The organism is Methylobacterium currus, assembly GCF_003058325.1.
Lineage (GTDB): Bacteria > Pseudomonadota > Alphaproteobacteria > Rhizobiales > Beijerinckiaceae > Methylobacterium > Methylobacterium currus.
On the sequence record NZ_CP028843.1, the window covers coordinates 1,770,001 to 1,782,965 of the forward strand.

Sequence of the window (12,965 nt, forward strand, 5' to 3'; positions counted from 1 at the left end):
GCCTGCCGCAGGAGGTGCAGGATTCGCTGGGCGCCGCGGTGCCGTTCCCCTCGCGCCTCGGCCGGCCGGAGGAATACGCCAAGCTCGCCCTCGCCATCATCGACAACCCGATGCTCAACGGCGAGGTGATCCGCCTCGACGGCGCCCTGCGCATGCAGCCGAAGTGAGGGGGATCACGCGATGTTCAGCGACGACCAGATCCTGATCCGCGACACCGCCCGCAGCTTCGCGCGGGAGCGCCTGAAGCCGTTCTCGGCCGAATGGGACCGGGAGGCGCGCTTTCCCCGCGAGGCGATCGCCGAGATGGGGGCGCTCGGTTTCATGGGCATGCTGGTGCCCGAGGAGCATGGCGGCGCGGCCGCCGACCATGTCGCCTATGCGCTCGCCATCGAGGAGGTGGCGGCCGGCGACGGCGCGGTCTCGACGGTGATGAGCGTGCACAACTCGGTCGGCTGCATGCCGATCCTGAAGTTCGGCAGCGACGAGCAGAAGCAGCGGTTCCTGGGGCCGCTCGCCCGCGGCGAGCAGCTCGGCGCCTTCTGCCTGACCGAGCCCGGTGCCGGCTCGGACGCCGCCGCCCTCAAGACCCGGGCGCGGCGCAAAGGCAATGCCTGGGTCCTGTCGGGCACCAAGCAGTTCATCACCTCGGGGGCGAATGCGGACCTCGCCATCGTGTTCGCGGTGACCGATCCGGAGGCCGGCAAGCGCGGCATCTCGGCCTTCATCGTGCCGACCAAGACGCCGGGCTATAAGGTCGCGCGCATCGAGCACAAGCTCGGCCAGCGCGCCTCGGACACCGCCCAGATCGTGTTCGAGGAGATGGAGCTCACCCCCGACCTGATGCTCGGCCAGGAGGGCGAGGGCCTCAAGATCGCGCTCTCGAACCTCGAGGGCGGGCGGATCGGCATCGCCGCCCAGGCCGTCGGCATGGCCCGCGCGGCGTTCGAGGCAGCGCTCGCCTATGCGGGCGAGCGCGAGACCTTCGGCCAGAGGCTCAACCAGCACCAGGCGGTCGCCTTCCGTCTCGCCGACATGGCGACCCGGATCGAGGCCGCGCGCCTGCTCGTGCTGAACGCCGCCCGGCTGCGCGATGCCGGGCAGCCCTGCCTGAAGGAGGCGGCGATGGCCAAGCTCTTCGCCTCCGAGATGGCGGAAGCCGTCTGCTCCGACGCGATCCAGATCCATGGCGGCTACGGCTATCTCGCCGATTACCCGGTCGAGCAGATCTACCGCGACGTGCGGGTGTGCCAGATCTACGAGGGCACCAGCGACGTCCAGCGCATCGTGATCAGCCGGGCGCTGACGGCGTGAGGCGGCGTTCGGTCGCCGCATCCGCGGCGACCGGGGGCGACGAGCCCGGCGGTGCGAAACGTCGAGCGTGGCGGTTCCAGATCGGGGACCGCAGGGTCATGTGAAGATGGCCATCCTCGTCCGTTCAGAGCCAGTTCATCGCCACGCTGCGGAGGATGCAGGCACCATGTCGGGTTCCGGCCGTGACGTACATCGCCCGGACTCGATCGTCTCGTCCACCGCTACGCGGCGCGGCGGCGGCACTTTAACGACTGCTTAAGTTTTTTGACGTTGTGTCGAGGCTCGCCTGGCGTTCCGGCGCCGATCCGCCGGTAGGGAGCGTCGCCGTGCATCCTCGTCCCGACCGGGAGGCCGAACGCCTCTCCGCCCTGCACGGCCTCGGCATCCTCGACACGCCCCCCGAGGCCCATTTCGATGCGGTCTGCCGGCTCGCCCGCGCGCTGTTCCGGGTGCCCTACGCCTGGATCTCGCTGGTCGATGCCGAGCGGCTGTGGTGCAAGGCCTCCTCCGGCATCGCGTTCGAACCGACGGCCCGGAACGCGGCCTTCTGCGGCCGCGTCATCCTGAGCGACGCCCCCCTGATGGTCGAGGACGCGGCGGCGGATCTGCGCTTCCGCGACCTCGCGCTGGTGACCGGCAAGGCGGGCGTGCGGTTCTATGCCGGCATCCCCCTGGTGCTGCGCCCGGGCCTGGCGGTTGGCACCCTCTGCCTCGGCGACACCGTTCCGCGCCGGCTCTCGGAGGACGAGACTGCGCGTCTCGCCGATCTCGCCGCGATCGTGGTGTCGCAGCTCCGGCACTACGAGGCCCGCGTCGCCAGCGAGGCCGAGGCCCTGCGCCGGCGGGCGAGCGAGGAGGCCCTGGCCTTCGCCAACCGCAACCTGGTTCTCGCCGAGCAGATGGCCCGGATCGGCCATTGGCGGGTCGACCTCGCCTCCGGCGCCGTGACCTGGTCGGACGAGGTCTGCCGCATGCACGGGCGGGCGCGGGGAGACTCGGCCGTCACCGTCGAGGAGGCCCTCGGCTACTACCATCCGGAGGATCGCGGGCGGGTCATGGCCCTCGTCGCCGAGGCGCGGGCGCGTCGGCAGGGCTTCTCCTTCAAGGCCCGGATCGTGCGGGAGGACGGCGAGGTCCGGGTCGTCGTCTCGCACGGCATCTGCGAGCCGGACGCGGCCGGCGCGACCGCGGCCCTGTTCGGCAGCGTGCAGGACGTGACCGAGATCGACCGGGCCGAGGCCGAGCTGCGCGCCAGCACCGCCCTTCTCGACGCCACCCTGGAGCACATGGACCAGGGCCTGATGATGATCGACGAGGCCGGCATCGTGCGGGTCTGCAACGAGCGCGCCATCGCGCTCCTCGACCTGCCGCGCGACCTGATGCGCGCGAGGCCGACCTTCGACGAGGTGCGGCGCCACCAGGTGGCGCAGGACGACTTTTCGCGGTGCGACACCTCCCTGCGCGAGCAGGTCGCGCACGGGCCGCTGGCGATCCATCCCCACACCTACGAGCGCGAGCGGCCGAACGGCACGGTGCTGGAGATCCGCACGGTGCCGCTTCCCACCGGCGGGGCGGTGCGCACCTACACCGACGTCACCGCCCGCAAGGCGGCCGACGCGCAGGTCGCCCACATGGCCCGGCACGACGGCCTGACCGGGCTGCCGAACCGGGCCCTGTTCCGCGACAACCTCGACCGGCGCCTGGCCGGCTTGCGGCGCCATGGCGGGACCTGCGGCGTGCTCTGCCTCGACCTCGACGGGTTCAAGGCGGTCAACGACACCCTCGGCCACCTCGCCGGCGATGCCCTGCTGCGCGAGGTGGCGGGGCGGATCCGCGCCGCCCTGCGGCAGGAGGATCTGCCCGCGCGCGTGGGCGGCGACGAGTTCGCGATCCTGCTCGGCGGCGAGGCCGACGCGGCCCGTGCCGCCGCGACGGCGGAGCGCCTGGTCGCGTCCCTGCGCGAGCCTGTGGATCTCGGCGGGCGGGAGGCGGTGATCGGCGTCAGCATCGGCATCGCCTTCGCGCCCGAGCACGGGCTCGACGGCGACACCCTGCTCAAGCGGGCCGACCTCGCGCTCTACCGGGCGAAATCGGAGGGGCGCAGCACCTACCGGCTCTTCGCCGCCGCCATGGACCGGGCGGCGGCCGAGCGCCACCGCCTCGAGAGCGACCTGCGCCTGGCGCTCCAGCGTGGCGAGTTCGCCCTGCATTACCAGCCGGTCTTCGACCTCGCGGCGGGCCGGGTCGCGGCGGTCGAGGCGCTGCTGCGCTGGCACCATCCGGCCCGCGGCCCGCTCGGTCCCGCCGCCTTCCTAGCCCTCGCCGAGGAGACCGGCCTCGCCGTGCCGCTCGGCGAATGGGTGCTGCGCAGCGCCCTGCGCGACGCCCGCGCGCTCACGCCGGGGATGCGGGTGGTCGTCAACGTCGCGGGCGCGCAGCTGCGCCAGGCCGGTCTCGTCTCCATCGTCCGGGCCGCCCTGGCGGCGGCCGGGCAGGCGCCCGCACGCCTGGAACTCGACATCGCCGAGGCCGCGGTCGCGGAAGACAGCGGGCGGCTGGCGGAGCTCGCCGCCCTCGGCGTCGGGCTCGCCTTCGACGATTTCGGCGCCGGCGCCTCCTCCCTCGGCGCCCTGCAGCGCCTGCCCTTCGGGCGGATCAAGCTCGACCGGGCGCTCTCGGCCTCGGCGGCCTGCCCCGAGAGCGCCGGGCTCCTGCGCGCCGTCACCGGCCTCGGGCGGGCGCTCGGCCGGGAGGTGACCGCCAAGGGCGTCGAGACCGAGGCGCAGCTGGCCGGCCTGCGGGAGGCAGGCTGCACCGGGGCTCAGGGATTCCTGCTCGGCCGGCCCGCGCCGTTCGGCGCGCTCGCGCCGCTGCTCGGCGGCGCGGTCACACGCCCCGGAACACGGCGTAGCCGAAGCGCGTGAACTTCAGCGGCAGGTGGTGATGCTCCGCCGCCGCCACGATGGTGAAGCGGAAGGGCACCCGGTCGAGGAAGTGCGGGCCCGGCAGCCCGCGCGCCGTGAAGTACTCGCCGAGATGGAACACCACCTCGTAGATGCCGGGCCCGATTCCGACGCCGCGCACCACCGGGTGGTCGAAGGTGCCGTCGGGGCCGATCGCCCCTTCGGCGACGGGGCGCGGGCCGGATTCCTCGATGGCCGCGAGGGTGACCCGGAGGCCGAGGGCCGGGCAGCCCTCCGCCACGTCCACGGCGTGGACCGAGACGCCGCCGGCCGTCATCGGGACGCCTCCTCGGATGTGGTTTTTTCCGGCAAGGTCGGCCAGCGATCCGCGAAGGGCCGCCGCCGCTCCAGCGCCTCGGCGAGGTCGAGGAGCAGGTCGTCCTGGCCGAATCCCGCCACGAGGTGGAGGCCGATCGGCATCCCGTCCGGCGCCGGATCGACCGGCAGGCTCAAGGCCGGCAGGGCCGCGGCGTTGACCCAGCCCGAATAGACCGCGTGGCCGCGGGGGCCGACCGGCTGCCCGTCGATCACCTCCGGATAGACCGCCTCCGCCGCCCAGGGCATCGCCGCGGCGGCGGGCGTGACGATGAGGTCGAGATCCGCGAAGGCGGCGCTCGCGGCATTGCGCAGGGCCTGCACCCTCTCGAGGATGGCGGCGAGCCGGGTCGCCGGGGCCCGCGCCCCCTCCTCGGCCATCGCCCGGTACGGCGCGCTCGCCCGCGCGGCGAGGTCCGGGTCGGCCTCGAACAGCCGGGCGAGGCCGATCTTGCCGATCTCCGGCCACAGCGCGTTCAGCCCGGCGATCTCGAACGGCAGCCCTCCCTCCTCGACCGCGACGCCCAGCGCCTCGAGATCGGCGAGCGCCCGCCGGGACGCGGCGGCGATGACCGGATCGAGGGGCGCATCGCCGATCCGCTCGACGTAGCGGGCCCGCAACGGCCGCTCGGGACGTGGGCAGAGGGCGTTGGAGCCTGGCGCGAAGCGCGACCACAGCACCCGCGGATCGGCACCTTGCAGCAGGGCGAGCACCGCGCGGCTGTCGGACACGGTGCGGGTGAGCGCGCCCGCCACCTCGAAATCGAGGAGCGGCGAGGGCAGGCCGCCGAGCCGCGGCACCCGGCCGAGGCTGCTCTTCAGCCCGACGAGACCCGTATGGGCGGCGGGCCGGCGCAGGGAGCCGCCGCCATCGGTGCCGAGGGCGATCGGCGCGTAGCCGGCGGCCGTCGCGGCGGCGCCCCCTCCGGTCGAGCCGCCGGGGGTGAGCGCGACGTTCCACGGATTGCGGGTGACGCCGAAACGGGCAGATGCCGTGTAACCTTGCACGGCGAATTCCGGCATCGTCGTCTTGGCGAGCGTCACCAGGCCGGCGCGGCGTGCCCGCGCGACGGGCAGCTCGTCGTGGGATGAGGCCGCCGCCTCCCCGGGTTCGGCATAGGTCGAGGGCAAGCCCTCGGTGACCAGGAATTCCTTCACGGTCATCGGCACGCCGTCGAGGGGAGAGAGCGGCGTGCCCGCGCGCCAGCGGGCGGCGCTCGCCTCGGCCTCGACCCGCGCCCGCGGATTCTCCCGCGCGATGGCGTTGAGGTGCGGCTCCCAGGCGGCGGCCCGCGCCTGCGCAGCCTCCAGCGCGTCGACCGGCGAGGCGTGGCCGGTGGCGAAGAGCCGGCCGAGGTCGAGCGCCGACAGGCGCCACAGCTCCGTGCTCCAAACCTCCGTGCTCATGGTGTCCCTCCGACGATCAAGTGATGGCCTGACATGGGCTTTCCCTGAAATGGCATACGATTTGCGACCGAACCGGCAGCAAGATCGATGCCGCAGGAACCATCACCGTGACACCATCCGGACCACGCAAGGGGCCCCAGGCGGAAGGCCGGTCCGTCGTGCTCGACGGCATCACCCACCTTTACGGTGGCGCCACCGCGGTGGAAAACATCAACCTCGACATCAAGGGCGGCGAGCTGGTCTCGCTGCTGGGGCCCTCGGGCTGCGGCAAGACCACGTTGCTGCGCATCGTCGCCGGCTTCCTGCGCCAGACCGAGGGGCGGGTGATCGTCGGCGACCAGGTCATCGACGCCCTGCCGCCGAGCCGGCGCGCCGTCGGCATCGTCTTCCAGAACTACGCCCTCTTCCCGCACCTGACCGTGGCCGAGAACGTCGCCTACGGGCTCGCGGCCCGGGGCGCCCCCCGGGCCGAGCAGGCGGCGGAGGCGCGTCGCCTCCTCGATCTCGTGCAGCTGGGCCATGCCGGGGGCCGCTTCCCGCGCCAGCTCTCCGGCGGGCAGCAGCAGCGGGTGGCGCTGGCGCGGGCGCTCGCCATCCGCCCGGCGGTCCTGCTCCTCGACGAGCCCTTCGCGGCGCTCGACAAGAACCTGCGCCTCGACATGCAGATCGAGGTGAAGCGGCTCCAGCGCGTCGCCGGCGTCACGACGCTCCTCGTCACCCACGACCAGGAGGAGGCCCTGTCGCTCTCCGATCGGGTGGCGGTGCTGTCGAACGGGCGTCTGGAGCAGTTCGCCGCCCCGACCACGGTCTACGACGCGCCGGAGAGCCTGTTCGTCAACACCTTCGTCGGCTCGGCCAATGCCGTGCCCGGCGTGCTGCTCGGGCAGGACGGGGACGCACCGCGCATCGCCCTCGATGCCGGCGGCGAGGTCCTGGCCCGTCCCCTCGCCCGGCCGATCGCGCCGGGATCGCGGGTGACCCTGTGCCTGCGGCCCGAGCATCTGCGCCTCACCGACGGGCAGGAGGGCATCGCGGGCGTCGTCGAGATGGCGCTGCCGCTCGGTCCCACCGTCGTCCACGAGGTCCGGGTCGGCGCCGGCCGTCCGCTCAAGATCGCCGAGCCACGCCTCGGCGGCGGCGCCTTGCGGCCGCCCGGCACCCCCGTGCGCATCGCCGTCGCCCCCGGCCTCGCCTCCGCCTTCCCGGCCGCCGCCTGAATTTCAAACAAGGAGCCGTTTCGATGCTCGACCGCCGCCGCCTGCTCACCACCGCCCTGTCGCTCGGCGCGATGGAGCTGTTTCCCGGCCTGTCCTTCGCGCAGGCCCGCCCTCTCGTCTTCGCCACCTTCACGGGCAGCTGGGAGGAGGCGCACAAGGCCGTGCTGGTGCCGGCGTTCCGCAAGGAGACGAGCAACGCCCCGATCGTCCTCGACCCGATGCTGTCGGTCGACCAGATCGCCAAGGTCTCGGCGGCCAAGGCCAACCCGCCGATCGACGTGATGCTGCACGATCCGGGCCCGGCCCTCACGGCTTTGGCCCAGGACCTGGTCGAGCCCTATCCGGTCGAGCGCAGCGCGGCCTTCAAGGAGCTGATCCCCGACGCGCAGGACCCGCACGGCCCGGCCGCCTTCTTCCAGGTCGTCGGCCTGACCTACAATCCCGATACGGTGAAGACCCCGCCGACCTCCTGGGCCGACCTGTGGCGGCCCGAATACAAGGGCCGGGTCGGCATCACCAACATGAACTCGACGCTCGGCACCGGCTTCATGGTCGAGATCGCCAAGATGCATGGCGGCTCGGAATCGAACATCGATCCGGCCTTCAAGGCGATGGAAAAACTGAAGCCCAACCTCTCGGCGGTGGCGGCCAATCCCGGCGCCCTCGCCACCCTGTTCCAGCAGGGGCAGGTCGACATCTCGCCCGGCAACTTCAACGCGATCCAGATCCTGAAAGCCAAGGGCGTGCCGGTGGAGTTCGTGGCGCCGAAGGAAGGCGCCATCGCCTTCAAGACGCTGATCCAGATCGTGAAGAACTCGCCCAACCGCGAGCTGGCGTTCAAGCTGATCGAGGCGGCGATCTCCGAGCCGGTCCAGACCCGGCTGATGCAGGCGCCCTACCTCGTCGTGCCGACCAACACCAAGGTGAAGATGACCGGCGAGATCGCCCGGGTGCTGGCGCGCGACACCGACGACCTGAAGAAGAAATTCGTGTTCCAGGACTGGAAGACGATCAACGCCCAGCGCCCGGCCTGGATCGAGCGGTTCAACCGCGAGATCAAGCTGTAGGAGGCGTGTCGTGGTTCTGCCGGACGTCACCACCTATCCGTTGCGGCTGGCAAGCCCGCTCGCCCTGTTCTTCGCGGCGTTCTTCGCCGCGCCCCTGGTGGCGCTTCTCGGGCTGTCGCTCCAGGGGGCGGACGGGCATCTCGGGTTGTCGCAATACGCAGCTTTCCTGGGCGACGGGTTCAGCCTCGGCGTGCTCCTCGGCACGCTCTGGCTCGGGCTCAAGGTCACGATGGCCTGCCTGGTCCTCGGCCTGCCGCTCGCGCTCGTCGCGACCCGGGCCGGGGGCTGGGTGCGGGGCCTCGTCATCCTGGCGGTGCTGACCCCGCTCCTCACCAGCGTGGTCATCCGCACCTTCGCGTGGATCGTGATCCTCGGCCGGCAGGGAGTGGTCAATTCCGTCCTCTCCTCCCTGGGGCTGATCGAGACGCCTTTGCGGATGCTCTACGCGGAAGGAGGCCTCGTCGCGGCGCTCGCCCAGGTGCAGATGCCGCTCATGGTGCTGCCGCTGATGACGGCGCTGTCGCGCATCGACCCGAGCCTGTGGGACGCATCGGAGGCGCTCGGGGCCGGGCGCTGGCGCACCTTCGTCCGCGTGACCCTGCCGCTCTGCCTGCCCGGCCTGATCGCCGGGGCGGTCCTCACCTTCGCGGCGGCGATCTCGGGCTTCATCACCCAGTCGCTGATCGGCGGCGGGCAGATGCTGTTCATGCCGGGCTACATCTACCAGCAGGCCATCGCGCTCCAGAACTGGCCCTTCGCGGCGGCGATGTCGGTGATCTTCCTCGTCGCGGTGCTCGCCGTGGTGCTGGCCTTCAACGCGCTCGGCCGCCTCGCCCGCGGCTACGCGCAGACCTGAGGAGTTCCGATGTCCCGTACTCCCGGCGCCCTCGACCGGCTCTCGTTCGAAGGTCTCCTCCACCTTCTGGCGATCCTCGCCCTGGTGCTGCTGCTCGCCCCCACCCTGATCGTGCTGGTGGTCTCGTTCACCGACGGGCTGTCCCTGCGCTTCCCGCCGCCGGGCTACTCGTTCCGCTGGTACGCCGAGCTGATGGAGGCCTGGCAGCTCCATTACGCGCTCAAGAACAGCCTCACCGTCGCGGTGCTGGCCACCTTGCTGGCAATCGGGCTCGGGGTGCTGGCGGCCCTGGCGGTGGCGCGCTCGCCGCGCCTCTCGGCGCGGCTCCTCGACAGCTTCTTCCTGTCGCCCCTGATCCTGCCGGCTTTGGCCTTCGGGCTGTCGAGCCTGATGTTCTTCTCGCTCCTCGGCTGGCCGGTCTCGGTCGTCACGCTGGTGCTCGGCCACACGGTGGTCTGCGTTCCTTACGTGGTGCGCAACACCGTGGCGGCGCTGACCCAGCTCCAGCCCGCCCTGCTCGAAGGCTCGGCCAGCCTCGGCGCGTCGCGGCTCTACACGTTCCGGCGCATCACCCTGCCGCTGATCCGGCCCGGCATCCTCTCGGGCGGCTTCCTCGCCTTCATGGCCTCCTTCGACAACATCCCGGTCTCGTTGTTCCTGCGCGACGCCGCCACCGACATGCTGCCGATCCGGATGTGGCAGGACCTGGAAGGCCGCCTCGACGTGACCATCGCGGCGCTCTCCGGACTCCTGATCGTCGCGACGATCGGGGGGATCGCCGTGATGGAGCGGGTGACCGGGTTGTCGCGGCGGTTGGTGTGAGGCGCAGCCTCCTCCCCGGAGGGCAGGGTCATTCGGGCATAGGGAAGGCGCGGGATCGCTCCTCTCCCCGCCCGGCGGGGAGAGGCTTGAGCACCCCTTGCCGGGTGCTCGAGGAGCCCACAGGGCGAGGGTGGGGGTGGTTCCGGAGGAGCCACAACCTGCAAATCCCCCTCACCCTCGCTTCGGCTATGCCTCCGCTTGCCGGGTCACCGCTCATCCAGAACAGCTCTGTGACGGCGAGCGGCGCGAACTCCTTCGATGTGTGTCCCATGAGCGTCCCGATGATCGAGGGCCCCTTGGCAGAAGCTCCCCCGGCCTCACCCGACGCCCCACCCCGCCCCGCCCTCTCCCTCACCGAGCAGGCGGCCGCCGCCTTGCGCCGGCTGATCCTGCTCAACCTCCTGCCTCCCGGCGAGGTCCTGAACGAGCCCGACCTGGTGGCGCGCCTCGGCGTCTCGCGCACGCCGGTGCGGGAGGCCCTGAAGCTGCTCGCCGGCGAGGGCCTGGTCACCCTGCGGCGCAACCGGGCCGCCCTGGTGGCGCGGCTCGACCCCGCCGACCTCGTGCCGCTGTTCGAGCTGGAAGTGGCGCTGGAGAGCTTTTGCGCGGGGCTGGCCGCCGAGCGGATGACCGCCCCCGAGATCGACCGGCTCGACCGGCTCCAGGCTGCCCTCGAGGCGGCGGAGGCCGACCGCGACGCCTATACGCGCCTCAACCGGCAGACCCACCGGCTGATCGTGACGGCGGCCCGCAGCCCGGCGATCGCCGAGGCGCATGGCCGGGCCTTCGCGCGGCTGGAGCGGGCCCGCAACTTCGCCCTCGCGGCGGATGGGCGGGTGGCGGAATCCCTCGCCGAGCACCGGGCGATCCTGGAGGCTTTGCGGGCGCGCGAGCCCGAGCGCGCCCGGATCCTGATGCACGCCCACGTCGCCCGCACCCAGGCGGTGATGGTGGCCCGCCTGACCGAAGGACCGCGCCGATGACCGACTTGATGGAAGAGGCGACCTTGGCGGCGGATCTTGGGGCGGCCCTGGCCCTCGGGGTGATCCTGCCCTCCTCGAACCGGGTGGTGGAGCGGGCGACCGAAGCCCGGCTCGTCGGCCTGCCCGCGGCCGCCTGCTACGCCCGCGTGCCCTACGGGGCGATGCTCAAGGGCGAGTCCTACGACGAGTCCGTCTTCCTCGCCGCGGCCGATCTCCTGGCTGAGGCCGGCGTGGCGGCCCTGTGCTGGAACGCCACCCGCGGCGCGGCGCTCGGCTTCGCGCCCGACGAGCACCTGTGCGCGGCGGTGACCCGCCGCACCGGCCTGCCGATGGTGACGACGGCGCTCGCCGCCCGGGAGCGGATCCGTCGCGCCGGACATCGCCGCCTCGGTCTCGTGGTGCAGGGCGGGCCGGACGAGGCCGATCTGGTCCGCGCCCGCTTCGCGCGAGCCGGCATCGCGATCGGCTCCGCCGCCGCCCTCGGCATCACCGAGAACCGCCTCGCCGCCGCCGTGACCCCGTCCCGCCTCGCGCTAGCCGCGCGGGAGGCGGCGACCGGGGCCGGGGCGGTTCTGATCTGGAGCACCAACCTGCCCGGCTGGCGCCTGCCGCCCGCGCTCGACGGCGTACCGCTCCTCGACGCGACCACGATCGGCACCGAGGCGCTGCTGGATGCCGCCGGGCTGCCTGGCGCCTGACGGAATCCGCATGGCACCTCTGCGATGCATCCCGCCGACACCCTGTGCTAAGGCTGTCGCCACGCCCGGGAAGAGGCGTGCGGGAGGCGGGACGGACGCAGCCGAGGCCCCCGCGCGCTTGGAAAGCCGGGCTCCGGTCACGTCAGGCAGCCCCATGAGCCTCATCACCTATCTCACCCGGATCCAGTTCGAGCGCGGCGCCGTCCGGCTGATCGGCGAGGAGCTGGCGCTTCTCGGCGCGCGCAAGCCCCTGATCGTCACCGATCGCGGTGTCGTGGCGGCCGGCCTGATCGCCCGCGTCCTCGACGCCGCCGGCCTGCCGGCCAGCACCCCGGTCTTCGACGGCACGCCCGAGAACCCGACCGAGGAGGCGACGCTGGAGGCCCGCGACCGCTTCAAGGCGCAAGGGTGCGACTCGGTGATCGCGGTCGGCGGCGGGTCGCCGCTCGACCTCGCCAAGGGCGTGGCGCTGCTGGCCACCCACGACGAGCCGCTCGCCACCTACGCGGCGATCCTCGGCGGCATCCCGCGCATCCGCGCCGACCAGCCGCCGGTGATCGCCGTGCCGACCACCGCCGGCACCGGCAGCGAGGTCGGCCGCGCGGCGCTGATCACCCTGGCGGACGGGCGCAAGCTCGGCTTCATCTCGCCCCACCTGATCCCGAACGTGGCGATCTGCGACCCCGAGCTGACGCTCGGCCTGCCCCCCGGCCTCACGGCGGCCACCGGCATGGACGCGCTGACCCACTGCATCGAGACGTATCTGAGCCCCCGCCACAACCCGCCGGCGGAGGCGATCGCCCTCGACGGGCTTTCCCGCGCCACCCGCTCGCTCGTCCGGGCGGTCCGCGACGGCAGCGACATCGCGGCGCGCGAGGACATGATGATGGCAGCCCTCGAAGGCGGCATGACCTTCCAGAAGGGCCTCGGCGCGGTCCACTCGATGTCGCACGCGCTGGGCGGCCTGAAGGCCAAGCGGCTGCATCACGGCACCCTCAACGCCGTGATCCTGCCGCACCTCCTGCGCTTCAACGCCCCGGCCTGCGCGGAGAAGTACGGCGCCTTGCGCAAGGCGATGGGTCTCCCCGAGGGCGCCGACCTCGCGACCGCGATCGAGGGGCTGAACCGCGACCTCGGCCTGCCGGCCGACCTCGCCGCCATGGGGGTGACGGAGGCCGATTGCGAGGCGCTGATCACCCGCGCGGTCGAGGACCACTCGACGGCGACCAACGGCCGGCCGGTCGGGGCGGAGGAGTTCCGGGCGCTGTTCCGGGCGTCCCTGCACGGGCGGGCGGCGTAAGGCGGCGGCCGGACGGGCTCCGTCCG

General features: G+C 72.7%; 12 protein-coding genes (1 of these 12 running past the window's edge). 10 read left to right on the forward strand and 2 right to left on the reverse strand.

The window, feature by feature from the left end:
• The 3 genes from DA075_RS08220 to DA075_RS08230 form a co-directional block, all read left to right on the forward strand.
• A protein-coding gene (locus DA075_RS08220; RefSeq protein ID WP_099952785.1) for an SDR family NAD(P)-dependent oxidoreductase crosses the window boundary here: on the forward strand, positions 1-167 show its final stretch. The gene continues 595 nt to the left of window position 1, outside the view; only the last 167 of its 762 coding nucleotides appear in the window; its start codon lies beyond the left edge, outside the window; the stop codon is at positions 165-167.
• A gap of 13 nt (positions 168-180) precedes the next feature.
• A complete protein-coding gene (locus DA075_RS08225) occupies positions 181-1,311 on the forward strand; it encodes an acyl-CoA dehydrogenase family protein (RefSeq protein WP_099952786.1) in 1,131 nt (376 codons plus the stop codon).
• A gap of 326 nt (positions 1,312-1,637) precedes the next feature.
• Complete coding sequence (locus tag DA075_RS08230; protein WP_123834208.1) at positions 1,638-4,235, forward strand: sensor domain-containing phosphodiesterase; 2,598 nt, start codon at positions 1,638-1,640, stop codon at positions 4,233-4,235.
• Here the strand turns inward: DA075_RS08230 and DA075_RS08235 are convergent.
• Complete coding sequence (locus tag DA075_RS08235; protein ID WP_099952788.1) at positions 4,198-4,551, reverse strand: hydroxyisourate hydrolase; 354 nt, start codon at positions 4,549-4,551, stop codon at positions 4,198-4,200. The two genes, DA075_RS08230 and DA075_RS08235, sit on opposite strands and share 38 nt — an antisense overlap.
• On the reverse strand, positions 4,548-5,996 hold the full coding sequence (locus tag DA075_RS08240) for an amidase (RefSeq protein ID WP_099952789.1): 1,449 nt from the start codon (positions 5,994-5,996) through the stop codon (positions 4,548-4,550). The genes DA075_RS08235 and DA075_RS08240 overlap by 4 nt, the downstream gene beginning before the upstream one ends.
• A gap of 107 nt (positions 5,997-6,103) precedes the next feature.
• Here DA075_RS08240 and DA075_RS08245 point away from each other — a divergent pair, with 107 nt between their 5' ends.
• The 7 genes from DA075_RS08245 (at position 6,104) to DA075_RS08275 (ending at position 12,939) form a co-directional block, all read left to right on the forward strand.
• The gene (locus DA075_RS08245) at positions 6,104-7,213 is read left to right on the forward strand and encodes an ABC transporter ATP-binding protein (protein ID WP_099952790.1); all 1,110 of its coding nucleotides are present in this window, start codon (positions 6,104-6,106) and stop codon (positions 7,211-7,213) included.
• 23 nt (positions 7,214-7,236) lie between these two features.
• On the forward strand, positions 7,237-8,280 hold the full coding sequence (locus tag DA075_RS08250; protein ID WP_099952791.1) for an ABC transporter substrate-binding protein: 1,044 nt from the start codon (positions 7,237-7,239) through the stop codon (positions 8,278-8,280).
• A gap of 10 nt (positions 8,281-8,290) precedes the next feature.
• Positions 8,291-9,136, forward strand: a complete 846-nt coding sequence (locus DA075_RS08255; RefSeq protein ID WP_099952792.1) for an ABC transporter permease — start codon at positions 8,291-8,293, stop codon at positions 9,134-9,136.
• A 9-nt stretch (positions 9,137-9,145) separates the two neighbouring features.
• Positions 9,146-9,958 carry an ABC transporter permease gene (locus DA075_RS08260; RefSeq protein ID WP_099952793.1) on the forward strand — a complete coding sequence of 271 codons (813 nt, stop codon included), beginning with the start codon at positions 9,146-9,148 and terminating at the stop codon, positions 9,956-9,958.
• A 269-nt stretch (positions 9,959-10,227) separates the two neighbouring features.
• Complete coding sequence (locus DA075_RS08265) at positions 10,228-10,941, forward strand: GntR family transcriptional regulator (protein ID WP_244936537.1); 714 nt, start codon at positions 10,228-10,230, stop codon at positions 10,939-10,941.
• On the forward strand, positions 10,938-11,639 hold the full coding sequence (locus DA075_RS08270) for an Asp/Glu/hydantoin racemase (protein ID WP_099952794.1): 702 nt from the start codon (positions 10,938-10,940) through the stop codon (positions 11,637-11,639). Before DA075_RS08265 ends, DA075_RS08270 begins: the two co-directional genes overlap by 4 nt.
• A gap of 154 nt (positions 11,640-11,793) precedes the next feature.
• Positions 11,794-12,939: an iron-containing alcohol dehydrogenase gene (locus tag DA075_RS08275; protein WP_099952795.1), complete on the forward strand. Its 1,146-nt coding sequence runs from the start codon at positions 11,794-11,796 to the stop codon at positions 12,937-12,939.
• Positions 12,940-12,965 lie beyond the last annotated feature (26 nt).